Origin of the sequence: Psychrobacillus sp. L4 (genome assembly GCF_042944905.1) — a bacterium.
Classification (GTDB): domain Bacteria; phylum Bacillota; class Bacilli; order Bacillales_A; family Planococcaceae; genus Psychrobacillus.
The window spans coordinates 1243002-1266528 of sequence record NZ_CP168496.1; the positions used below are offsets into that span (position 1 = coordinate 1243002).

General features: G+C 35.5%; 24 protein-coding genes. 23 read left to right on the top strand and 1 reads right to left on the bottom strand.

All coding sequences use genetic code 11. The features are described 5' to 3' along the window. Positions 1–197: 197 nt before the first annotated feature. Positions 198–1247 carry a SepM family pheromone-processing serine protease gene (locus tag ACEPXG_RS05760; RefSeq protein ID WP_391208368.1) on the top strand — a complete coding sequence of 350 codons (1050 nt, stop codon included), beginning with the start codon at positions 198–200 and terminating at the stop codon, positions 1245–1247. On the opposite strand, the gene ACEPXG_RS05765 is transcribed toward ACEPXG_RS05760, so the two are convergent. Next, complete coding sequence (locus ACEPXG_RS05765; RefSeq protein WP_391209792.1) at positions 1248–2462, bottom strand: nucleotidyltransferase; 1215 nt, start codon at positions 2460–2462, stop codon at positions 1248–1250. A gap of 123 nt (positions 2463–2585) precedes the next feature. On the opposite strand from ACEPXG_RS05765, the gene ACEPXG_RS05770 reads away from it, so the two are divergent. From ACEPXG_RS05770 to ACEPXG_RS05875, 22 genes are all read left to right on the top strand, one after another. Beyond that, on the top strand, positions 2586–3119 hold the full coding sequence (locus ACEPXG_RS05770) for a YceD family protein (protein ID WP_391208370.1): 534 nt from the start codon (positions 2586–2588) through the stop codon (positions 3117–3119). A 24-nt stretch (positions 3120–3143) separates the two neighbouring features. Next, positions 3144–3317, top strand: coding sequence for a 50S ribosomal protein L32 (gene rpmF / locus ACEPXG_RS05775; RefSeq protein WP_053590111.1), 174 nt, complete (start codon positions 3144–3146; stop codon positions 3315–3317). A gap of 90 nt (positions 3318–3407) precedes the next feature. Beyond that, entirely contained in the window at positions 3408–4169 is a 762-nt protein-coding gene (locus ACEPXG_RS05780; protein ID WP_391208372.1) for an enoyl-CoA hydratase/isomerase family protein, read from the top strand. A gap of 61 nt (positions 4170–4230) precedes the next feature. Next, positions 4231–4623 carry a transcriptional regulator gene (locus ACEPXG_RS05785; protein WP_391208374.1) on the top strand — a complete coding sequence of 131 codons (393 nt, stop codon included), beginning with the start codon at positions 4231–4233 and terminating at the stop codon, positions 4621–4623. 135 nt (positions 4624–4758) lie between these two features. Next, on the top strand, positions 4759–6120 hold the full coding sequence (locus ACEPXG_RS05790) for an acetyl/propionyl/methylcrotonyl-CoA carboxylase subunit alpha (protein WP_391208376.1): 1362 nt from the start codon (positions 4759–4761) through the stop codon (positions 6118–6120). Then, positions 6117–6329, top strand: a complete 213-nt coding sequence (locus tag ACEPXG_RS05795) for an acetyl-CoA carboxylase biotin carboxyl carrier protein subunit (protein WP_391208377.1) — start codon at positions 6117–6119, stop codon at positions 6327–6329. The genes ACEPXG_RS05790 and ACEPXG_RS05795 overlap by 4 nt, the downstream gene beginning before the upstream one ends. Positions 6330–6366: 37 nt before the next feature. Next, complete coding sequence (locus tag ACEPXG_RS05800; protein ID WP_391208379.1) at positions 6367–7908, top strand: acyl-CoA carboxylase subunit beta; 1542 nt, start codon at positions 6367–6369, stop codon at positions 7906–7908. A 270-nt stretch (positions 7909–8178) separates the two neighbouring features. Further along, positions 8179–9069: a ketopantoate reductase family protein gene (locus ACEPXG_RS05805; protein ID WP_391208381.1), complete on the top strand. Its 891-nt coding sequence runs from the start codon at positions 8179–8181 to the stop codon at positions 9067–9069. After that, a complete protein-coding gene (locus ACEPXG_RS05810) occupies positions 9053–9439 on the top strand; it encodes a DUF3397 domain-containing protein (RefSeq protein WP_391208383.1) in 387 nt (128 codons plus the stop codon). The genes ACEPXG_RS05805 and ACEPXG_RS05810 overlap by 17 nt, the downstream gene beginning before the upstream one ends. Before the next feature lie 233 nt (positions 9440–9672). Further along, on the top strand, positions 9673–11289 hold the full coding sequence (gene bshC, locus ACEPXG_RS05815; RefSeq protein WP_391208385.1) for a bacillithiol biosynthesis cysteine-adding enzyme BshC: 1617 nt from the start codon (positions 9673–9675) through the stop codon (positions 11287–11289). Positions 11290–11491: 202 nt separating this feature from the next. Further along, on the top strand, positions 11492–11923 hold the full coding sequence (gene mraZ, locus ACEPXG_RS05820) for a division/cell wall cluster transcriptional repressor MraZ (RefSeq protein ID WP_391208386.1): 432 nt from the start codon (positions 11492–11494) through the stop codon (positions 11921–11923). 16 nt (positions 11924–11939) lie between these two features. Continuing rightward, on the top strand, positions 11940–12890 hold the full coding sequence (gene rsmH / locus ACEPXG_RS05825) for a 16S rRNA (cytosine(1402)-N(4))-methyltransferase RsmH (RefSeq protein WP_391208388.1): 951 nt from the start codon (positions 11940–11942) through the stop codon (positions 12888–12890). Next, positions 12891–13259: a cell division protein FtsL gene (ftsL, locus tag ACEPXG_RS05830; RefSeq protein ID WP_391208390.1), complete on the top strand. Its 369-nt coding sequence runs from the start codon at positions 12891–12893 to the stop codon at positions 13257–13259. A 35-nt stretch (positions 13260–13294) separates the two neighbouring features. Next, a complete protein-coding gene (locus tag ACEPXG_RS05835; protein ID WP_391208392.1) occupies positions 13295–15457 on the top strand; it encodes a penicillin-binding transpeptidase domain-containing protein in 2163 nt (720 codons plus the stop codon). Positions 15458–15525: 68 nt separating this feature from the next. Then, a complete protein-coding gene (locus tag ACEPXG_RS05840; protein ID WP_391209794.1) occupies positions 15526–17424 on the top strand; it encodes a stage V sporulation protein D in 1899 nt (632 codons plus the stop codon). Between the two features lie 50 nt (positions 17425–17474). Next, entirely contained in the window at positions 17475–18446 is a 972-nt protein-coding gene (gene mraY / locus ACEPXG_RS05845; RefSeq protein WP_391208394.1) for a phospho-N-acetylmuramoyl-pentapeptide-transferase, read from the top strand. Position 18447: 1 nt separating this feature from the next. Further along, complete coding sequence (murD, locus tag ACEPXG_RS05850; protein ID WP_391208396.1) at positions 18448–19830, top strand: UDP-N-acetylmuramoyl-L-alanine--D-glutamate ligase; 1383 nt, start codon at positions 18448–18450, stop codon at positions 19828–19830. A gap of 49 nt (positions 19831–19879) precedes the next feature. After that, positions 19880–20914, top strand: a complete 1035-nt coding sequence (locus tag ACEPXG_RS05855) for an FtsW/RodA/SpoVE family cell cycle protein (RefSeq protein ID WP_391209798.1) — start codon at positions 19880–19882, stop codon at positions 20912–20914. A gap of 1 nt (position 20915) precedes the next feature. After that, positions 20916–21713 (top strand): cell division protein FtsQ/DivIB, encoded by a 798-nt coding sequence (locus ACEPXG_RS05860; RefSeq protein ID WP_391208398.1) that lies wholly within the window; start codon positions 20916–20918, stop codon positions 21711–21713. Further along, a complete protein-coding gene (locus ACEPXG_RS05865; protein WP_391208399.1) occupies positions 21691–22413 on the top strand; it encodes a DUF881 domain-containing protein in 723 nt (240 codons plus the stop codon). Before ACEPXG_RS05860 ends, ACEPXG_RS05865 begins: the two co-directional genes overlap by 23 nt. Positions 22414–22435: 22 nt before the next feature. Next, on the top strand, positions 22436–23158 hold the full coding sequence (locus ACEPXG_RS05870) for a DUF881 domain-containing protein (RefSeq protein ID WP_391208401.1): 723 nt from the start codon (positions 22436–22438) through the stop codon (positions 23156–23158). Position 23159: 1 nt separating this feature from the next. Further along, positions 23160–23510, top strand: coding sequence for a small basic family protein (locus tag ACEPXG_RS05875; protein ID WP_391208403.1), 351 nt, complete (start codon positions 23160–23162; stop codon positions 23508–23510). Positions 23511–23527: the final 17 nt, after the last annotated feature.

Consider the following 23527-nt stretch of genomic DNA (forward strand, 5'->3'; position numbering starts at 1 on the left):
CTTTCCTATTCAGTTATTGTCTTGCATCTAGCCATCATCCGTTTGAAGAAAATTGTTGCTCCTCCTGGCCAAGTTCGTCACAATATTTTTTTGAAAAATGGGAGGTTAACATTTTATTTAATATTTATTTTGTCAGAAAAAAATGGAAGTGATAAACTTATTAGTATTAAAAAACGAAAGGAAGGGATAAATAAATTATGTTCAATAAAAAACCGATAATTTTTCTATTAATTTTAGCGATAGTTGCATCCCTAGCCTTTTATCCAATGGATTCTTATATATCCAAACCAGGAGGAGCCTATGAACTATCACCATTTGTTCAAGTAGAAGGTGGAGATGAAAATGACAAAGGAATGATGAGTCTTCTAACAATCTCCTTAGCAAAAGCGACACCATTAACTTATCTGTATGCAAAAATAGCTGACAATCGGAAAATTTATAAAGCAGAGCAAATTCGTAATCCTGATGAAGATGAAAAAGAATATAATATTCGTCAATTAAAGCTTATGTCTGATTCTCAATTTAATGCTATATCTGTAGCATTTAATCGTGCAAATAAGCCTTATCACATCATAAATAATGGGATATTTATTTTTAATGTTTTAAAGAATAGTGCAGCAGATGGTATTTTAGAACCCGGCGATAAAATAATTGGTTTGGATAATTTATCTGATCTAACCGAGGAAAAACTAAAAACTTATTTAAGCGGGAAAGGAGAAGGCGATGTAATCCAATTGACAGTTGAAAGAAACAAAGAAACGCTAAAAAAAGAAGTAACACTAAAAACAGTACCTGGCATTCTTGATAAACCAGGTATAGGGGTTTCGTATACGGAAGATAAAAAAGTGGAAACTACTCCAGCTGTTCATATGAATTCAGAGGATATTGGAGGGCCTTCTGCAGGTCTTATGTTTACCCTAGAAATTTTGAATCAGCTCTTACCAGAAGATATTTCAAAAGGATATAATATTGCTGGAACTGGAGAAATGAAACCAGATGGAACAATTGGACGAATCGGAGGTATCGATTTAAAAGTAATTGCAGCAGATCGCAAAGGAATTGAAATTATGTTTGCACCAGATGATGAAATTGATCCTGCCATTTTAGCAAATAATCCAGGTCTGACATCTAACTATGAGGAAGCGTTAAAATCTGCAAAAAAAATAGGCACAAAAATGAAAATTGTGCCTGTTAAAACAGTGGATGATGCCCTTGTCTATTTAGAAAAATTAGAACCAAAGAAATAGTTAATGAATGATTGGGGTGATTCTATAATCACTTCCAATCATTTTTTGTGCATAAGCAGATTGTAATCCTAAATAATATAAGTTCGCGGTTTTTACATCAAGCGCAAGCATGTCGTTGTCTTTATATGCAGCTACTCTACTTACAAGAGGTAGTGGCAAATCTTTTTTGATGGATTGCAAGTAAGCCTGTCCATTTTTACTCATCGCTAATGGACGTATATAAGTTGGTAAATCGAATGACTTTAATTGTCCCCAAGTAAAATCATTGTAAATATGCGTCATCATTCGTTGAATCCTAGTCCAGGTAAAGCGCTTAGATTTTATTTGCTCCATAAACGCCTGGAATGTCTCGTTCTTAATAGCGGCATTCCAAATGGCGTTTTCCATTCCTTCCGTCACTTCTGCGAAAGTAGCTAATCGCTCTTTTGAATGACGTAAAATAATCAAACGGAGAATCGGCCAAAATCTTTCCCAACTTCCGAAAGATTGGAAAGTAGATTTCCACCTACTTAATTCATCTAAGCTTGTACCTGGTAAAAAATTTTGAATGGCAGAGAGATCCAGTTCACCAAATAATACTTTTCGTATTCCTGTAGCGCTTGCTATGGTTTCGGAAGGTTTCGCTTCATCATGATAGTTTGCAACAACTCGGTGGATTGTTTCGGACCTTATGGATGCATGTAACCGATACGCTGCCTCAATATAATGATAGCCTAAAATATTATTTGGCTTTGACAAATCGACTAAAGGTAAGGAGGAATCTTCTGAGACAACTTTATACGCTTCGTTCAATGCTTTTGGATAGCTAATGCCTTGCTTCATGAAATTTGAAATCGCTGTATTATATTCTTCCTTTTTGGTAGATAATAAGTGATAAGTATGATGAAAAGCTTCTAAAGAGCCCTCTTCGCTACCAAAACAAAAAGCTTCACATTTCAACGCATCCAATAAAAAGATGGCACCTTTTGCAAAATCACTTGCCTGTGCTGTTGCAAATGCATAAGGTAATTCAATTACTAAGTCCACCCCAGCAGAAAGAGCCATTTTTGCACGCGTCCATTTATCAACAAGTGCGGGTTCTCCGCGTTGCAAAAAATTTCCAGACATTACTGCGATAATTATGTCGCTGTTTGTCTTTATACGTGATTGATTTAAGTGATGTAAATGGCCGTTATGAAAAGGGTTGTATTCCACAACAATTCCTGTAGCTTTCATCATCGATCAAATCCTTTCCTTAATCCAATTATAATGTTAAAATAATGTAGTGACAAGAAATTATCTTGACATCTAAAACCTGTCATTATATAATAAATTTTGTTGTCTTGAGGTGATAATCGTATGAAATGGGCAATTCATCAATTAGCTAAATATCGTGATAACGGGATGACGTTAGATGAATTCGTGACTCTCCAAAATGTGAAGGAACGGAACCCAGACGTTCGAAGTATTTCACCCGTTCATGTAGAAGGGCACTGCACGTTTGGTGCAGCGCAAATGACTTGTCATTTTCAGCTTTCAGGGACGCTCATTTTACCTTGTGCTCGCACCTGGGAAGATGTAGAATACCCATTTGAAATTCAATCTGATGAAATTTTCAGCTGGTCTGAAAATGCATCTGCTTTCGACTATGATAACTTCCATATAGTAGAAGGTGATGTCATTCAAGTAGATCCAGTTCTAGAAGAGTTAATCCTACTAGAAATTCCTTTGCAAGTGTATAAAGAAGGTGCAGACCAATTTAAACACGAAGGTGGAAACGGCTGGTCATATACAACAGATGATGATCTAAATGATTTGCAAGAAAATGATCAACCAAAATTGGATCCAAGACTAGCTCAATTAGCTAAGTATTTTGATCAAACAGACGAATAATAGATCTGTAAGGAGGTGCCAACAATGGCAGTACCAGCTAGAAGAACTTCTAAAACTGTAAAAAGAAAACGTCGTACACATTTTAAATTATCCGTACCTGGTATGGTTGCTTGTCCAAATTGTGGTGAAATGAAATTGGCTCACCGAATTTGTAAATCATGCGGTCAATACAAAGGGAAAGAAGTAGTGAGCAAATAATTCAGTATTTGTTCCTTAAAAGGCTACCAAAGAGACCATGGCTCTTCGGTAGTCTTTTTCTCTATATATTTAAAAGAGGATGTGCCTGCGGTGACTTATTCAATCGAAATAAAAGGCGAAATACTTATTTTTGAAATAAATAGACCTACCATTCACAATGCCATTAATAAAGAAGTAATAGAAGGATTTAAGCAATTCATACATAGCGTAAAAACAAATAAAACAATTAAACTTGCGGTAATTACAGGAGCAGGAGACAAGTCATTTTGCTCTGGAGGAGATTTAACTGTCTTTCATCAATTGAAAACGGAAAAAGAATCGTTTGGTATGTTAAGTGAAATAGCTAAAATTCTCTATGAAGTAGCTACATTATCGATTCCGACGATGGCGCTTATTAACGGTACTGCTGTTGGTGGAGGGTGTGAAATAGCTACATTATGTGATTATCGTCTAGTAAAAAAAGAAGCGAAATGCGGATTTATTCAAGGGAAATTAGCGATTACTTCAGGGTGGGGTGGAGGAACATATTTGTTTGAAAAGGGAATGAGGCATGATCATGCTCTTCGAATGCTTACAGAAGCTGAGCCCTATTCTGCGGAGCAACTATTATCGATTGGTTGGGCCACGGAACTTTTTGAGGGAGATAAACTAGTTGCATTAAATAAGTTTACTCGTAAAATGATTGTTCCCCATTCCTCTGTTTTACAAGCCTATAAAACCCAAGCGATTAGAAAATGGGTGCAAACAAAATTATATGAACGTGTGATGGAAGAAGTAGCAACTTGTGCAGTTCTTTGGGAACAAGAAATTCATCACGAGGCAGTTGATTTATTTTTAGAGAAAAAGAAATAAAATCTAGAGTCTATTTGTACCCACTTTGCATATATTAGTAAAAAAGCAAAGGGTGATAAACATGAATGTTAAAATTAGAAAAGATAGCTGGTCCGTGGAAGAAGACAATCTATTAAAAGAGTTAGTTTTAAAGAAAATAGAGCAGGGTCATACGCAAATTTCTGGATTTGAAGAAGCAAGCATTTTGTTAGGTCGCTCCAAACAAGCTTGTGCTTTTAGGTGGAACAAAAACCTACGACCAATTGTCTTACAAAGAAAAACTTCTATAAAACCTACAGTTGCGAAAGAAGTTCCTGACTCTTCTACTTTACAAAATCATCTACAGTTGGCTATGGAAAGTTATGATGAAATGAGACAGTCATATGATGAAATTGCTAACGCGTACAATTTATTAAAAAGAGATTATGAACAATTAGTAAATTGGGTAAAACAAGGAATAACACATATAGAATAAGGTTTAAATTAAGTCTCTAATAGTAGAGGCTTTTTTTTGAACAAAAAAATTTTATATTTAGTTGAAATCGCTTTCAACATTCGTATAGACTAATAGGGATGGGCAACACGTTTTTTTACTTAGGGGGTAAGGATATTGAAAAAAGTATTAATCGCAAACAGGGGAGAAATTGCTAGACGTATTATTAAGACGTGTAAAAAGATGAACATTGAAACCGTAGCCATATACTCGGAAGCTGACGCGGAATTACCATATGTGAAAGAAGCAGACTTTGCTTTTTTAATAGGTCCTAATCCGGTGTTACAATCGTATTTAAAAGTAGATGATATTATTGAGCTTGCAATAAAAGAGAAAGTCGATGCAATTCATCCGGGATATGGATTTCTCTCAGAAAATGCAGATTTTGCTCGAAAAGCGGAAGCGGCAGGAATCACATTTATAGGACCAAAACCAGAAACAATTGAAAAAATGGGAGATAAGATTGCATCTCGATTAACGATGATAGAAGCAGAGGTACCTGTCGTTCCTGGAACGGAAGAAGGTCTAACATCTATGGATAATGCAAAAGAGGTTGCATCTAATATTGGTTATCCTATTATGTTGAAAGCAAGTGCTGGTGGTGGTGGAATTGGGATGATTCGTTGTGACGATGAGGAAACTTTAGAAAAAAACTTTGAATCGATTAAAACACGAGCGAAATCTTACTTCGGAAATGATGCCGTATTTTTAGAAAAATTTATTGATTCATCCCGTCATATTGAAGTGCAGATTTTTGGAGATAATGATGGAAATGTTGTGCATCTATTCGAACGTAATTGCTCAGTTCAACGAAGAAATCAAAAAGTACTGGAAGAATCGCCATCACCAAACTTTCCACAAGAAGCTCGTATAAAATTGTTTGAAGCGGCAGTTAAAGCTGCAAAAGCAGTAGATTATGTTAATGCGGGTACAGTAGAATTTATTGTGGATCAAAATCATCAATTTTATTTTCTAGAAATGAATACGAGACTCCAAGTGGAACATCCAGTAACAGAAGCGGTTACAGGATTCGACTTAGTAGAATGGCAGTTAAAAGTAGCGGCAGGAGAAAAGTTGCCTGTAACAGATCAGGAATCTATTTCATCCAATGGACATGCTTTTGAATTTAGAATATATGCAGAGGACCCAAAGACATTCTTTCCTTCACCCGGAACAATCACTCACCAATATTGGGGAGATGAAGTGGGTATTCGAGTAGAAGCAGGATATGAAGAAGGAAACAAAGTAACTCCTTTTTATGATCCGATGATTTCAAAAGTAATTATTCATGCAGAAAATAGAAATATGGCAATAGAGAAAGCGCAAAAAGTATTCGCTTCTGCTAAAATAGAAGGTGTGAAAACAAATATTGACTTGTTTCACCAATTTTTAGATGCAGAAAGTTTTAAGAGTGGCATTTATTCAACGTCCGTTTTAGGGGAATGGATGCAACAACAAAGGGAGGAAGTTTCAAAATGAAAAATTTAGAATCAACAATGGCGGGTACAGTATTTACAGTAAATGTAGCAGTGGGGGAAGAGGTTTCCGCTGGTCAAATAGTAATGGTGTTAGAATCAATGAAAATGGAGATTCCTATAGAAGCAGACGTGGCTGGTAAGATAGCTACGATTCTTGCAAAAGAAGGAGATTTTGTGAACGAAGGAGACGTTCTAGTAACGTTTGAATAATTAAATTTTGAGTGCTTTAAATAAGGGGGGTTTCGATGTGGGAGAAAATAAAGCGTATAATGAACGACTAGATGAAAAGCTTACATCCATTTTTGCGGGTGGTCATTCAAAATATCATGAAAAAATGAAGGAACAAAAGAAATTATTTGTTCGCGATCGTTTAGCTTTACTTTTCGACAATGGGGAATATATAGAAGATGGTCGCTTTGCAAATGTGGAAGCTGGTGATTTACCAGCAGATGGTGTTGTCACTGCTACTGGAAAAGTGAATGGGCAAACTGTTTGTGTAATGGCGAATGATTCAACAGTGAAGGCTGGTTCATGGGGATCACGAACGGTTGAGAAAATTATTCGTATTCAAGAAATAGCAGAAAAGAATAGAGTGCCAATGTTGTATTTAGTAGACTCAGCAGGAGCTCGCATAACGGATCAATTAGATATGTTTCCTAATCGCAGAGGAGCAGGAAAAATATTTCACAATCAAGTAAGAATATCTGGTTTCATCCCGCAAATTTGTTTATTATTTGGTCCATCTGCAGCGGGCGGGGCTTACATACCAGCGTTTTGTGATTTAGTGATTATGGTTGAAGGAAATGCCTCTATGTATTTAGGCTCACCACGTATGGCTGAAAAAGTAATTGGTGAAAAAGTAACCTTGGAAGAAATGGGTGGAGCTCGTATGCACTGTACGGTTAGTGGATGCGGGGATGTACTTGTAACTTCTGAGGAAGAAGCTATTTCGGAAGCGAAAAGATATTTAAGTTTTTTCCCAGCAAACTATACGGAAAAGCCTAAAAAAGTAGAACCTTTAAAAGCAAAAGAAGGAAGAACGCTAGAGGAAATTATTCCTGAAAACCAAAATGCTCCATTTGATATGTATGAAGCAATCGACGCGTTAATTGACGATGGTTCATTTTTTGATGTAAAAAAATTGTTCGCGCCGGAGTTAATTACAGGTTTTGCTCGTATAGAAGGGCAAGCAGTTGGAATTATTGCAAACCAGCCTAAAGCTAAAGGTGGAGTACTTTTTGTAGATTCTGCAGATAAATCGGCGAAATTTATTTCTCTTTGTGATGCATTTTCCATTCCTTTATTATTTTTAGCGGATGTCCCTGGATTTATGATTGGAACAAAGGTAGAACGTGCGGGAATTATTCGCCATGGTGCGAAACTAATTGCAGCAATGAGTTCTGCAACTGTTCCAAAAATCTCGGTAATAGTTCGTAAAGCATATGGGGCGGGTTTATATGCGATGGCAGGCCCAGCATTTGAGCCGGATGTGTGTATTGCGCTTCCTACCGCACAAATTGCTGTTATGGGCCCAGAAGCAGCTGTTAACGCTGTTTACTCCAATAAAATTGAAGCAATTGAAGATCCAAAAGAACGATTAAAGTTTGTGCAAGAAAAGCATGCTGAATATAAAGAAGAAATTGATATTTATAAATTAGCTTCTGATATGATTATTGATGAGATTGTTGCACCAAGTGATTTACGCAACGAGCTTGCAAATCGTTTTAGATACTACGAAAATAAAGAAATTTTGATAGCACCTCGAAAACATCCAGTGCTTCCTGTATAACAATTATAACTTTATTCAGTAAGTAGGAATAAGGTTAAATTTTCTAGTAATTTGATAATATAAGGTCTACCATTATGGTAGGCCTTTTTTGACAAGGTAAGAAAGTATATGAAATTTGCTGCTAGGGGTGATGCAGTCATTTCACGATCTAATAACTCTAACGGTAAAAGTGTAGTAGATGTTTCGTCCAAAGTACTCGGGAAATAGTAAAGACAAGATACACTTAAAGGCCACATGCATTTTACTTATAAGAAAGTAGAGGTGGAGTACTTGAAAATTGGTATTATCGGAGCAGGAGCAATAGGTATGCTGTTTGGTGCTTATTTAGCAGAGGAAAAACATGACATCCTATTTTATGTGAGAGAAAACAAGAAAACGGCAAATTTATACATAGAAAAAATACCAAACGTTCCTGAGCCTATCACCTGTAAACAAGTAAGCGAAATCGAAGCTTTGTTTTCGATGGATTTGATCGTTATTGCAGTAAAATATCATCATCTAGAAGGTTTAAAAAAGGATTTAGATTTACTACCAAAACATTTACCACTTTTATTTGTACAAAATGGTTTACTACATGTACCTTTTGTTAATCGGTTAAAGCAGTCCACTATTGCAATTGGTTCTATTTTACATGGTGCTACGAAAGTAAATAATTATACAGTCCGTCATCTCGGTATAGGTATTACAACTATTGGGGTTCATAGAGGTGACTGGGACAAGCAGGATGCATTATTACGATGTTCTACTAATGAATTTCCTATTAAGTTCACCTCTCATATTGAAGAAACCCTTTTTAAAAAAGCGCTATTAAACTGTTTAATAAATCCTTTAACAACCATTTTGCAGGTAGAAAATGGAATGTTGATAAAAAATGAATCCTATAAAATAATTCTGAAAAATATATATGAAGAATTAATAGAGACGTTTGAAGAGTGGAGGGAGCGTCTTAGTTGGCCAGAAGTAGTCTCACTCTGTAATAATACAGAATATAATCGTTCTTCTATGCTTACAGACTTTGAAAATGGTCGTTTAATGGAAATTGATACGATTGTAGGAGCGGTAATTGCGGAAGCGAGAAAAAGAGATAAAGCATTGCCGGTATTACATACTTTTTACTTAATGTTAAAAGAAATGAATAAAGTAGGTGATCACCGTTATTAAAGTACTTACATTTCTCTTGTTATTTCCGGTAATTTTATTTATCTTAACATTTATCTTATCGAAATATGTATTCCATAGAAGAAAAAAGTCATTAGGCTTTGCGGCAGATGTGACAACTTTTTTATTGTTTTTCTCCGTATCTAATGCTGTTTCTATTATTTATTCCAAAAGAATCTTTTTACTATTAATCGTTGCATCTTTGCTAATCGCAACTATTTTTACCTACTTAGAATGGAGAAAGCAAAAGGAAATTGAAGTAATACCTCTCCTTCGAAAAATTTGGAGATTACTATTTCTTTTATTATGCGTAGCGTATGCTTTTATTTGGTTAATCGGAGTTTTCCAATATGTATTGTATTATATAAGCTAATAATTTTTACCTCCGTATGCTGAAATGATATACTCTTAAAGTATTTAACCTATTTTAGCAGTGCTGAGAGATGCTTGCTGAATAAATATTTAAGCCTTGGCGGATGCCGCAGATTTTGCACAAGAGGTCGTCTAGCGAGCTCGGCCCAAAATCTTCGTTCATTATTTTCTTTCGCAAGCTTGCGCAGGAGATACTACCCCAAGGCGAATTTGATAATTAGAGGTGGAAAAATCGTGCGAGTAGAGCAATACACACAACCATTCGCTTCCTCATTTTACAAGAGATATTTGGAAGATGTTGGTAGTTTATCTTCTTTCTTTCATTATGAATGGAATCAAACGGCCCTAAACACTAGATTTCAGGAAACTGATTTTAGTAATCATAAGAGAAGTGAGTTAGTAAACGTATTAACAAAATATATGAGTAAATTTGGAATATCTACAAAAAGTGCACTACATTTAGAAGAACTCGAAAATAACGGAATCGTAGTTATTGGAGGACAACAAGCGGGATTGTTGTCTGGTCCGTTGTATTCTATTCATAAAGCAATTTCAGTTATTACTTTAGCCAAACAACAAAGAGAATTGCTGGGAGTACCTGTGGTTCCTGTTTTCTGGATAGCGGGAGAAGATCACGATATTGACGAAATTAATCATGTTTACATAGAAAGAGGAAGAAAACTTCAAAAAGTTGTATATCCTGAACCTTCAAGAATCAAGAAAATGGCATCAGAAACGACTTTTGATACAGATTTAATAAATGCTTACTTGGAAGAAATATTTCAAAGTTTGCCAGAAACGTTAAATACGAAAGAATTATTCAAGAAGGTAACATCTCTCTTGGAAAATAACTTAACGTATAGTGACTTTTTTGCAGCACTTATGAATGACCTTTTTCGAGAGGAAGGCTTATTATTAATCGATGCAGCTTATGAACCTTTTCGAAAATTGGAAAGTGATTATTTTCAGCAAATGGTGAAGAATTCTTCTCATCTTGCGAAGTTAGTTTTTGAAAATGAGATGGCGTTTGAAGGATCGGGATTTGGTACGCCAATTCAAACAAAAGAAAATGCAGCTAATTTATTTTATGTTGAAAATGGAGAACGTTTTTTATTAGAAAGAAAAGATGATAAATTTGTCCATGAATCAAAAGGAATTTCTTTTTCGGAAGAAGAAATGTTGAATATTGCTAAAAATTATCCAGAAAAGTTAAGTAATAATGTCGTAACTAGACCTATTATGCAGGAAATGGTTTTTCCTGTATTAAGTTTTATAGGTGGACCTGGGGAAATTGCTTACTGGGGAACATTAAAAACTGCATTTGAACTTTTTGATATGAAAATGCCTGTTATCATGCCGCGATTGAGCATAACAATTGTGAATTCGAAAACGCAAAACTTGTTAGAAAAGTTCTCATTCACTGTACAGGATGTATGGGAAGGTGCAGTAGAAAATACTAAACTTCAATATATCAATGAGCGTAGAAATGAGAAAGTAACCGAGCTAATAGAAACTATTAAGGAAGAACTAACAGCCAAATACAAAGAATTAGAAACACTTCTTGAAAAAGAAGATTTAAAGTTAGTTCCATTAGTAAATAAAAACCTTGGTTTTCACGAAAAACAATTAATATTTATCCAAAATGCAATTGAGGATACTTTCCTTGGTAAATTAGATGCTTCTATTCATCGTTATGATCGGTTGACGATGGAGTTAACTCCAAATGGTGGATTACAAGAAAGAACGTATACCCCACTCCAACTTTTAAATGAAGTAGGATTGAATCTCATTCAAAATCTTTTAGAAATACCATATGAATTCAATGGAAAACATTATTCCGTGTTAATTTAGATTTTAGCCTCCGATTTAAGGGGGCTTTTTTTGTGGGTAAAATAGCTTGATTTTACACTGTTTTATTTTCAATTTTTTCTTTTTCGAATTCTCTACAAGTACTATTTACGCATTTTAAAAAATATTATACCTAATTTTAAAAAATGGGTGGAGGAAAGTGGGGGGATGTGGTATGTTAATCTCATAAAGTGGGGTGAATAGCATGTTCATGGGCGAATATCAACATACCGTTGATTCGAAAGGTAGGTTAATCATACCTTCCAAATTTCGTGAGCACTTAGAAGATTGTTTTGTTTTAACCCGCGGTCTTGATAATTGCTTATTTGGTTATCCTATGAATGAATGGCGAAAACTCGAAGAAAAATTAAAAGAACTTCCGGTCACTAAGAAAGATGCTCGAGCATTTACTCGATTTTTCTTCTCTGGTGCGACAGAAGTAGAAATTGATAAACAAGGTCGTATTAATATCCCAGGTAGTCTCCGTAGCTATGCAAAAATGGACAAAGACTGTATTGTACTAGGTGTTTCTAATCGCCTAGAAATTTGGGCAAAAGATGCTTGGGAAAGTTATTTTGAGGAATCTGAGGACTCCTTTAATGATATTGCTGAAAATATGATTGGTTTTGACATATAAAGAGGAGGAAAAAGGCTTGTTTCATCACACAACAGTATTATTAAAAGAAACGGTAGATGGACTAGCCGTTCGTCCCGAAGGTATCTATGTAGACTGTACACTTGGTGGCGCAGGACATAGCGAATACTTAGTTCAACAATTGAATGATAACGGTAGGTTAATTTGTTTTGACCAAGACATGACCGCTATTGAAAATGCAAAACTAAGACTTGCGCCATATTTAGATAAAGTTATTTTTGTACACGCAAACTTTCGTTATTTAAAAGAAGAACTTGAGATGATTGGGATTGACAAGGTTGACGGAGTTTTATATGACTTAGGTGTTTCATCACCTCAACTAGATACCCCGGAGCGTGGCTTTAGTTACAATTATGATGCTCCTCTCGATATGCGAATGGATCAAACGAGCGAGTTGACTGCCTTTCATGTTATAAATGACTGGCCATATGAAAAGTTAGTGAAAATCTTCTTCAGATATGGGGAAGAAAAGTTTTCCAAGCAAGTTGCCAGAAAAATAGAACAAGCTAGAGAGAATGCTCCAATTGAAACAACCTTTCAATTAGTAGATTTAATAAAAGCCGGAATACCAGCAGCAGCAAGAAGAACGGGTGGACATCCAGCCAAACGAATTTTTCAAGCAATTAGAATAGCTGTTAATGATGAATTAGGAGCAGCGGAAGAGTCATTGGAAGACGCTCTTAAAGTGATTAAAGTAGGTGGGAGAATTAGTGTTATTACCTTCCATTCTCTTGAAGATAGATTAACAAAAACCATCTTCAAAGAAGCCTCCTCATTACCTGATTTACCACCAAACTTGCCGGTCATTCCTGCAGGTATGGAGCCGATGTTAAAGCTTATTACTAGGAAACCTATTTTACCTTCTGAAGAAGAATTAACAGAAAATAATCGTTCTCGTTCAGCTAAGTTAAGAATTGTGGAAAAAATTTATGAAAAGGGAAGTGTTTAAATGGCTTTGCGTAAACTTCAGTCTCAACCATACATAAATCGCCCTTCTTCTCCTGAACAACCACAAATAAAGAAGTTGGCAAAACAAAATAAAGGAATATTGACAAAAGGCGAAAAAATACTTTTTCTCGGATTATTATCAGTAGTAACCATACTTGCATTAATAATCATTCAAACACAGGCAGCAGTTCGTACAACTAGTGCGGATATACAACTCATGGAAAAGAAAATTGACATAACTTCAAAAGAGAATACAGACTTGTCCATACAAGTAAGCGAATTATCTACCTATGATCGTATTTGGAAAAAGGCGGAAGAGCTCGGTTTGAAAATCAATGAGCAAAACGTAAAGGTAGTACCAGGACAATGAATAAAAAATTTCGTTTTCAATGGGGAGCCTTTCTAATGTTTTTATTATATGGAGGGCTCTTTTTTCTATTACTCAGTCGATTTTTATTTATTCAAGTAACAGGAACTGCAGACGGACAAGTATTATCAGTAAAAGCAGAGTCTAAGTATAGTAGAGAACAAGTGCTTCAAGCAAGTAGAGGGAAAATATTGGATCGTAACGGAGAAGTGATTGTAGAAGATACGCTAAGTTATAAGATGATTGCGGTTATTAGTCCTAAAGCTACTAATAATAGTAATGTTCCACGCCATGTAATCGATCCAGAAAAAACGGCACAAGTATTATCGCAGTATATCGATATGACAGAACAAGAAATTGTTAATTTGCTCAATAAAAATATAAAAGATGAAAAGTATCAAGTGGAATTTGGTAAATCTGGTAGAGATATTAGTTTTAAAAAAATGGCAGAAATAAAAGAATATAATCTTCCGGGTATTATTTTTATGCAAGATATGAAAAGATTATATCCAAATGGACAATTTGCTTCTCACCTAATTGGCTTTGCATTGAAGGAAGAGATGGAAGATGGGAAAGCGGTTGCAGTTGGGAAAATGGGGCTTGAATACATTTATGACAAAGAATTAACTGGAACGGCCGGTAAGATAGAATTTAAAGGTGACAAGAAAGGTTTTTTATTGCCAAATGCTGAAAAGATGATTACGAAACCACAAAATGGTGACGATATTTATCTAACTATTGATAAAACAATCCAAAACTTTTTGGAGGATGCGCTAAATAAAGCGGAAGAAAAATATCACCCTGAAAAAATGACTGCTATCGTAGCGAATCCAAAAACAGGGGAAATTCTTGCGATGTCTCAAAGACCTACATTTGAACCAAATACTAGAGAAGGTCTATCGACAAATTGGTTAAATGAAGCAATAGAACAAACCATTGAACCAGGTTCAACGATGAAAATTTTCACACTAGCATCTGCTATAGAACAAGGGGTATGGGATCCAAACGCAACGTATAAATCAGGATCTTACACACTATATGACAGAACGATTCGAGATCATAATGTGTATGGTTGGGGAACCATTACTTATTTAGAAGGATTTCAACGTTCTTCCAACGTTTCGATGGCCTACTTACTCAATAAAATTGGAGACGAGACTTTTATAGAATATTTACATCGATTTGGTTTTGGAGAAAAAACTGGTATTGATTTACCACATGAAGCAAGCGGTACAATACTAGCTACAAATCCTATTGAACGAGTTACATCTACATACGGACAAGGAACAACTGTAACTCCTATTCAATTAGTACAAGGTCTGACTGCTATCGCAAATAAAGGGAAAATGATGCAGCCGTATGTGATCGATAAAATTGTAAATCCAAATACAGGGGAAGTAGTAACGGATCACAAACCTGTAGAAAAGAAATCTCCAATTTCAGCAAAAACGGCCGATCAAGTAAAAGAAATACTAGCTAGTACGGTGACGTCCGAACATGGTACAGCTAAACGATTTAAGTTAAATGAATATACAACTGCTGGTAAAACAGGGACTGCGCAAATAGCAAAACCTGGTGGTGGATATTATTGGGGAAGTAATTTCTTTTTATATTCTTTCTTAGGTATGGCACCTGTAGAAGATCCACAATTAATTGTGTATGTGGCTGTTCATAAACCACAATTGGAAGGTACGGAAGTTGGATCGGAACCTACATCTGACATTTTTAAATCTGTGACAGAAAATAGCTTAAAATACTTAAATATTAAACCAAAAAGTTTAGAACTTGCATCCCCAATTAAAATGCCTGAGGTTGTTGGTAAAAATGTAATAGAAAGTCAGAGTTTACTAGAGTCACAAGGTTTAAAAACTGTTATAATTGGGCAGAGGGAACAGGTAAAGGAACAATTTCCTGTTGCAGGAACTTCTATGTTGGCGAGTGGAACGGTATTTATAAAAGGCCAAGGCGAAATTCAATTACCAAATTTTACAGGATGGTCTAAACGAAATGTATTGATTTACAAATCATTAGCGAAAGTTCCAATAGAAGTTATCGGAGAAGGTTATGTTACTAGTCAAAGTTTAACAACAGGATCTATTGTTTCGGATACTACCCCAGTTGTTGTTCGATTGTCGACACCAAAAGAAACAGAAATTTTACCTGAATTAGAGGGAAATATGGAAATACCACCACAAGACTAAAATAGTGATAGTATAGTTAGTGTCATTTTCTCATACGCTATCTAAAACGAGTAAAAGGGGAAAACGTAATTTCAAAAGTAAAACAAATTTTGCGTCTCCGAGTCATTTGGTTGATTACGATTTTGCTATTTTTAGCAGTAATTTTGAAATTAGTTCAGCTTCAATTTTTTCAATTTGATGAATTGACGAATAAGGCAAAAGAAAGCTGGGATCGAGAGTTGCCTTATGCCTCACTGCGGGGCAATATTTTGGATAGAAATGGGGAAGTAATCGTAGGAAATAAGCTTTCTCCGACATTGTTTTACATGCCATCCCAAAATGATGATCCAGAGAAAGTAGCACAACAAATTGCACCACTTATTAATATGGACAAAGAAGCGTTATTTAATCAACTTAATAAAAGGGCTTCGATCATAAAAGTTGCACCAGCTGGAAAAAATATTTCTGCTGAACTTGCAATGGAAATTCAAGATATGAATATTAAAGGGTTATATTCTGGTGTTGATTATGTACGAGACTATCCACACGGAAATATGCTTTCTAGATTGCTAGGGTTCACAGGTTATGATACACAAGGTCTTGCGGGGATTGAATACCAATACGATTCCATATTAAAGGGGAAATCCTCCGCAATCCGAATGTACACCGATGCTAAAGGATTGCCACTTCCTCATGTAGATGATGGTTTGAAGAATGGCGTTTCAGGAAATCACGTCCAATTAACAATTGATTTGAAAATTCAAGAGGTAGTAGAAAGAGAACTTTCACAAGCAATGCAAAAGTATGAAGCAACTCAGGCGATTGCAATAGTGATGAATCCTAAAAACGGTGAAATACTTGCGCTATCTTCCTCGCCAAATTTCGATCCAGCCTCGTTTCAAGAAGTGGACTCTACCATTTATAATCGTAATTTGCCAGTTTGGATGACTTTTGAGCCTGGATCCACATTTAAAATCATTACGTTAAGTGCTGCACTTGAGGAAAATGTTGTCAATTTGGAAGAGAATCATTTTCATGACCCTGGATACGCGGTAGTTGAAGGGACACGACTTCGATGCTGGAAAAGAGAAGGTCATGGCGATCAAACATTTTTAGAGGTTGTAGAAAATTCATGTAATCCAGGTTTTATCGAGCTTGGAAGAAGAGTTGGTCCAGAAAAGCTTCAGGATTACATAAGAAAATTTGGGTTCGGGCAGTCTACAGGTTCTGGAATGGCTGGAGAATCAACGGGTATTCTATTTAGTAAAGATGCTTACGGTCCGGTTGAACACGCCACTACATCATTTGGCCAAGGAATATCCGTAACGCCAATACAACAAGTGCAGGCTGTTGCAGCAGCAGTAAACGGAGGATATTTATATAAACCATACATTGTTAAAAACATATTAGATGGTGAAACAAATGCAATATTGTCCAGTACGGAACCTGAGTTAAAGCATCAAGTTATTAGTGAAGAAACATCAGCGAAGGTTCGAAATGCACTTGAACATGTAGTTGCAGAGGGTTCTGGTCGAAATGCATACAGAGATCAGTTACGCATCGGTGGGAAAACAGGAACCGCCCAAAAAGTGCAAAACGGGAGATATATGGATGGCGAGTATATCGTATCGTTTATTGGTTTTGCACCTGCAGATGACCCAGAGCTAATCGTATATGTTGCAGTTGATAACCCAAAACATAGTTTACAATTTGGGGGAGTCATTGCTGCACCTATAGTTGGGCAAATAATTGAAGATTCTCTAGAAGTAACTGGTGGTGGAACTCAATTAGAGAAAGAATATCGTTGGGGGGATATCCAACAAGTTCGAGTGCCAAACTTAGTAGGAACGAAGAAAAAAGAAATAACCAAATACATGTATCCATTTCACATTGTTTGGCATGGTGATGGAGATGAAATACTTTCTCAATTGCCAAAAGAAAATAGCTTAATCCCGATTGACGGGAAAATACACGTCTACACTAAATAATTAACTATAGTTCATTCAAGGATAGTTAATTGCAATTAAGGAGATTTTTTATGACATTATCTACAACTATTATTACACTTATTTTTAGCTTTTTGTTATCAGTTATTCTTGCACCCATTGTTATTCCATATTTAAGAAGAATGAAATTTGGTCAGAGCATTAGAGAAGAAGGACCAGAATCTCATCAAAAAAAAGCTGGAACCCCAACAATGGGTGGGCTTATATTCATGACATCTATTATAATATCGACTCTAGCCATTTCAATTTACTTTGATAAGTTAACGACACAAACAATTGTGTTGCTCCTTATATTGGTAGGATTTGGACTAATTGGGTTTTTAGATGATTTTATTAAAGTGGTTTTAAAAAGAAATTTAGGTTTAACGTCTATACAAAAATTAATTGGTCAAATTATTATTTCCGTTATTGCTTATTTTTTATTAAAACTTGGACCGTTTGATACAACGCTTGCAATTCCATTTACAAAAATAGCAATATCACTTGGTCAATTTTATGTAGCTTTTCTTCTATTCTGGCTAGTTGGATTCTCCAATGCAGTTAATTTGTCAGATGGGTTAGATGGATTAGTATCAGGAACTGCTTCGGTTGCTTTCGTTACTTTTGGAGTAATTGCACTTACTTATGAACAAACGGATATTGCCATCTTTGCTTTTAGTGTCTCTGGTGCGCTTTTAGGATTTCTTTTATTCAATAAAAACCCTGCAAAGGTTTTTATGGGAGATACAGGGTCACTTGCACTAGGTGGTGCTTTGGCTATGGTATCAATCCTTGTAAAGCAAGAGCTGATATTACTCTTGGTAGGAATCATTTTTGTAATGGAAACGTTGTCAGTTATTTTGCAAGTTATTAGTTTTAAAACAACTGGCAAGCGTATTTTTAAAATGAGTCCTATCCATCATCATTTCGAGCTATCTGGATGGTCTGAAAGAAAAGTAGTGACCGTATTTTGGGCAATCGGTTTTATAGCGTCAATGATTGTTGTATTATTGGAGGTTTTATAAAATGAAGCAATTACCATTTGTCTATCATAAGAAAATTCTTGTATTAGGTCTTGCAAAAAGTGGTACAGCTGCAGCAGAGATTTTACATGACCTAGGTGCATTTGTAACAGTGAATGACTCGAAACCTTTTGATCAAAATAAGAACGCGCAATATTTACTTTCAAAAGGGATGACGGTCATTTGTGGGAGTCACCCGGAAAACCTCTTAGATGAGGGTTTTAGTCTAATTGTTAAGAACCCTGGTATTCCTTATACGAATCCAGTAATTACAGATGCTAAAAAAAGAGGTATTCCTGTTTGGTCAGAAGTCGAGCTAGCTTATCGTATTAGTGATGCACCGATGATTGGGATCACTGGTTCAAATGGGAAAACAACAACCACAACATTAATATTTGACATGTTAGAAGCGGGAAATAAACAACCGTTAATAGCTGGTAATATTGGTACAGTTGCTAGTAGCGTAGCAACAAAAGCAACGGGGGATAATGTTATTGTAACGGAATTATCTTCCTTTCAACTCATGGGGACGGAAGAGCTTAAACCTAAAATTGCTGTTTTGACAAATTTATATGAAGCACATTTAGATTATCATACCAATTTCCAAGAATATACAGACGCGAAATTTAATGTTACGAAGAAGCAAGATGCAGCTGACTGGTTTATTTATAATGGTGAACAGCAAATTGTAAAGGATTATGCTTTAAAGACTAAAGCACAGAAAGTTCCTTTTTATGTTAGTAACAAAACGGAAGATGGCATAAGTGCAGACGACTTATATGTTTATTGGAATGGAGAAAAGCTGTTTGAAAGGTCTATTATAAAACTTCGTGGAAAACATAATTTAGAAAACGTATTAGCTGCAACTGCGGTTTCCCTTCTACTGGATTGTTCATTAGAAAATATTATGGAAGTACTTACTTCTTTTCATGGTGTAAAACATCGCACTCAATTTGTTCGGGAGTGGAAAAATAGAAAGTTTTATAATGATTCAAAAGCAACGAATGCGCTAGCAACAAAAAGTGCTTTAGAAGGTTTTTCCGAACCGGTAATATTGATTGCTGGTGGTGTAGATAGAGGTCACTCTTTCGATGAACTAATTCCGCACTTACATAATGTGAAGGCTTTAATTCACTATGGTGCGACTGCTGAGCGATTGCATGAATTTGGAGTACAACAAGCCATTCCTTCTGTTATTCCAGTAAGTAACCTAATAGAAGCTGTTGCCGAAGCTGTTGAATTATCAACAGAAGGGGATATCGTTTTACTTTCCCCTGCATGTGCAAGTTGGGATCAATACGAAAGCTTTGAAGTACGTGGGGATGAATTTATTGAACAAGTGCTCGCTTTAAACGAAAAACGAAGGGATGAAGTAATCGAAAGATAAAAGAATCATCTTATTTTTATCGTCCGTCCTTTTCCTATCTATTATAGGAATATTATTTGTCCATTCTGCAGGTTCATACTGGAGTGAAGTGCATTATAAGGATCAATTGCCGTTTGCATTTAAACAAGCTAGTTATTTAGTGGTAGGCATACTAGGAGCTTTATTTATACGGAACAAAAGTTTTGTAAGGCTCCCTATGTTCTGGATCGGCACTTATATACTCTCTATTTTATTTTTAATAGGTGTGTTAATCCCGGGAATAGGTGTTGTACGCAATGGCTCACAAAGTTGGATTTCACTTGGTTTTATGAATTTTCAACCAGCTGAACTTGCTAAAATTGCAGTATTAGGGATGCTTTCTTTTTCATTAGCAAATGAAAAAAAGTCAAAGCTAAAACTATATACGCAGGCTACCTTTATATTACTATTACCTATTTCCTTTATCATGCTTCAACCGGACTTTGGTTCTGCTTTTGTATTAATCGTAGCAGCTTTTATTCTTCTTTTTGCAGCTGGTCTGCCATTAAAGTTTTTTGTTACGATTGGAATGACGGGAATTATTGCACTAGTTGCATTAATCGCTTCTGCACCTTACCGTCTTGCTCGTATCCAGTCGTTTCTAGATCCATGGAACGATCCTTTAGGGACTGGGTTTCAAGCAATACAATCGTTACTTGCCGTTGGACCTGCTGGTTTGTTTGGATTTGGTTACGGGAATAGTAGACAAAAATTTCTATACTTGCCGGAGCCGCAAAATGATTTTATTTTCTCCATTTTATTAGAAGAAACCGGTTTTATTGGGGGATTCATCATTATTTCCGCATTTGTTTTATTTTTTACGACGGGTTTTATATTGGCTTCACGAGTTAAAATAAGATCTTACCAGTTAACAATAATTGGATTTACCTCGTTGTTAGCGATACAAACCTTTTTAAATATGGGAGTTGTTACGGGTTTACTTCCCGTTACAGGAGTAACATTACCTTTTATAAGTTATGGCGGTTCGTCATTAGTTACTACATGGGGGATAATCGGAATCATCTTAAATTTGGCAAATGACTCTTTAAAAGAAGGGAGGCGGTAGAATGGAAAAAGTCATAGACATTGAAGATCGAATTCCAACTTTAAAAGAACGTAGGCGAAGAAGAACAAATAAAAAGTTTTCCATTCTACTTTTTCTCTTTGTCACAACATTAATTGTAGTGCTCTATTTTCAATCTTCTTACAGCCAAATTCAAACGATTCGAGTTCATGGTGCAACTCTAGTATCAAATGAACAGTACATAAAGCAAAGTACTTTAAATTTAGGCGATTCCATGTGGGGCTTTAGAGAAAATCAGATTGCAAAATTAATAGAAGAAAACGAATGGGTAGCATCTGCCAAAGTTAATCGTAATTGGTTAACGGGAGTTGATATAAACGTAAAAGAGTATAAAAAAATTGGTTATGAAGAAAAAGGGAATAATCTTTTAATAATTTTAGAAAATGGAAAGAATATTGAAGCAGAAGGACAAGTTGTTCCAATGGATGGTCCAATTTTTTCAGAATTTAAAGACGAGAAAATTAGAATGCGACTCATAAAAGAGTTGAAAAATTTAAATATGGAAGTATTAATGACCATATCACAAATCAATTATACTCCTACTGAAAATGATGCATATTCGATCCAAGTTTTTATGAACGATGGAAACGAAGTTCAAGCGATAATTCCATCCTTCTCTAAAAAAATGAAATTTTATCCATCTATTGTGTCGCAGCTCGATCCAGATGTGAAAGGAATTATTGATCTAGAAGTCGGTTCCTTTTTTCAACCATATAAAGAAGTGTATAAAAAAGTTGTGAAAGAGGAGGCGACGGAGGTTGAAGAAGAGCAAACTCCTTAGAATTCCTTCAAGGGGACTGGTGTTAATTTCTTTAGTTAGTTTAGTACTAGGATTTATACTCGCTTACTCCTATAGTATTTCGTCTGCAGACAAAGAACAAAATACTTCTAACTCAGTTGGTTTTAAAGAACAGGAAAAATACAAAAAAGAATTGATTCATCAAAAAGAGAGAAATAAAGAGCTAACAGAAGAAATAAATGCAAAACAGCAAGATATTAGAAAATATGAAAAGTCATTTGCTAGTAGTGAAACAAGTGTAGAGGAGTTAGTAAAAGAAGCGGAAATGTTACGGCTGCTAATTGGCGATATTCCTTCGCAAGGTAAAGGAATATCTGTTTCTCTACAGGATGGTGCCTATAATCCTTCACAAGAAAATCCAAATGATTATATAGTTCATGAAAGTCATCTATTTAAGGTCATAAATGAATTGAAGATATCTGGTGCGGAAGCTATTTCTATTAATGGGCAAAGGCTACATACCAATTCTTATATCCGTTGTACTGGTCCAGTTATTACAGTTGACGGAAAAACATTCCCAGCGCCGTTTACAATTGAAGCAGTTGGAGATCCAACTGTATTACTCGCTTCTGTCAACCTTGGCGGTGGAGTAGTGGATCAATTGACTAGCGATAATATTGTAGTAACAGTTGAAGAAAAAGGAAAAATTACAATGCCTGCCTTAAGGGACGACAAAAACTAGACAAGGTGAAGGAGGCCGAATAATGAAAAAAACCGTCTATATTCGGTTTACATTTATTTTGTTAATTGTTGGGTTTATGTTAGCTGTCCAATATAATACGGTACAAAGTCCGGAGACCCGAGACACAAGGGACGTATGGGCAATTCGTCAAGAGCTTGCGAAAGAAACAGAATTACATTCAGAATTATTGTCCGAAGTGCGTGGACTAGACCAAACGCTTGGTAAATACGAAAATATGGTGAACGAAAGTCCAGCAATTGCTTTAAATGATACCGTGCTGCTTTTAAAAAAAGAAATTGGCCTAGAAGCTTTTAACGGACCAGGTCTCACGATAAAAGTAGAACCATCTTTAGAAAGTATTGCGGTGGGACAACCAATCGAAGGAATATCTCCAGATTTACTTGTCCGTTTAATAAATGAAATAAATCGATTTAAAGCTAAAGCAATTGAAGTGGATGGGAAAAGGATGATTTATTCTTCAGCGGTAAGAGATGTTAATGGCAAAACAACGGTTAATAATCTTGCCATTAAAAAGGCACCATTTTTAATCAGAATAGGAACTTCTACGTTTGAAGATGCAAAAAAAATGTATAATCAATTAGAGGCTTCTGCTATTGGGGATGACTTTTATATTGATAATTTAAAGTTAGAAATTGGACAACCTGGAAATAATCTAAAAATAGCCGCATATGATCAGACGATTAGTAAACAATTTCTATTAGAAATTCCAGGAGGAGAAAAATGATATGTGGTTACCGTTATTAGGTCTAATACTTGGGATTTTCTTGGGTCTCCTAACTGATATTCAAATTCCGGAATTATATGAAAGTTATTTATCTATCGCTGTATTGGCTGCTTTAGATACTTTATTTGGCGGCATAAGGGCACATTTGCAACATGTTTATAATGATAAAGTATTTGTCTCCGGATTTTTCTTTAATATAGCATTAGCAGCTGCCTTAGCATTTTTAGGAGTCCATCTAGGGGTCGATTTATACTTAGCCGCAATTTTTGCTTTTGGTGTTCGTTTATTTCAAAATATAGCGGTAATACGTCGATTATTATTAACTAAATGGTCCGAAAGAAAAAGTGATTAGAGAATATTGATTAGAAC

Coding starts and splice junctions, on each gene's coding strand:
- ACEPXG_RS05785 (WP_391208374.1), top strand. CDS start 4,231: ATGAATGTTAAAATTAGAAAAGATAGCTGGTCCGTGGAAGAAGACAAT.
- ACEPXG_RS05860 (WP_391208398.1), top strand. CDS start 20,916: ATGGAAAAAGTCATAGACATTGAAGATCGAATTCCAACTTTAAAAGAA.
- ACEPXG_RS05875 (WP_391208403.1), top strand. CDS start 23,160: ATGTGGTTACCGTTATTAGGTCTAATACTTGGGATTTTCTTGGGTCTC.
- ACEPXG_RS05765 (WP_391209792.1), bottom strand. CDS start 2,462: ATGAAAGCTACAGGAATTGTTGTGGAATACAACCCTTTTCATAACGGC.
- ACEPXG_RS05870 (WP_391208401.1), top strand. CDS start 22,436: ATGAAAAAAACCGTCTATATTCGGTTTACATTTATTTTGTTAATTGTT.
- ftsL (WP_391208390.1), top strand. CDS start 12,891: ATGGCTTTGCGTAAACTTCAGTCTCAACCATACATAAATCGCCCTTCT.
- ACEPXG_RS05835 (WP_391208392.1), top strand. CDS start 13,295: ATGTTTTTATTATATGGAGGGCTCTTTTTTCTATTACTCAGTCGATTT.
- mraZ (WP_391208386.1), top strand. CDS start 11,492: ATGTTCATGGGCGAATATCAACATACCGTTGATTCGAAAGGTAGGTTA.
- rpmF (WP_053590111.1), top strand. CDS start 3,144: ATGGCAGTACCAGCTAGAAGAACTTCTAAAACTGTAAAAAGAAAACGT.
- ACEPXG_RS05770 (WP_391208370.1), top strand. CDS start 2,586: ATGAAATGGGCAATTCATCAATTAGCTAAATATCGTGATAACGGGATG.
- murD (WP_391208396.1), top strand. CDS start 18,448: ATGAAGCAATTACCATTTGTCTATCATAAGAAAATTCTTGTATTAGGT.
- mraY (WP_391208394.1), top strand. CDS start 17,475: ATGACATTATCTACAACTATTATTACACTTATTTTTAGCTTTTTGTTA.
- ACEPXG_RS05795 (WP_391208377.1), top strand. CDS start 6,117: ATGAAAAATTTAGAATCAACAATGGCGGGTACAGTATTTACAGTAAAT.
- ACEPXG_RS05760 (WP_391208368.1), top strand. CDS start 198: ATGTTCAATAAAAAACCGATAATTTTTCTATTAATTTTAGCGATAGTT.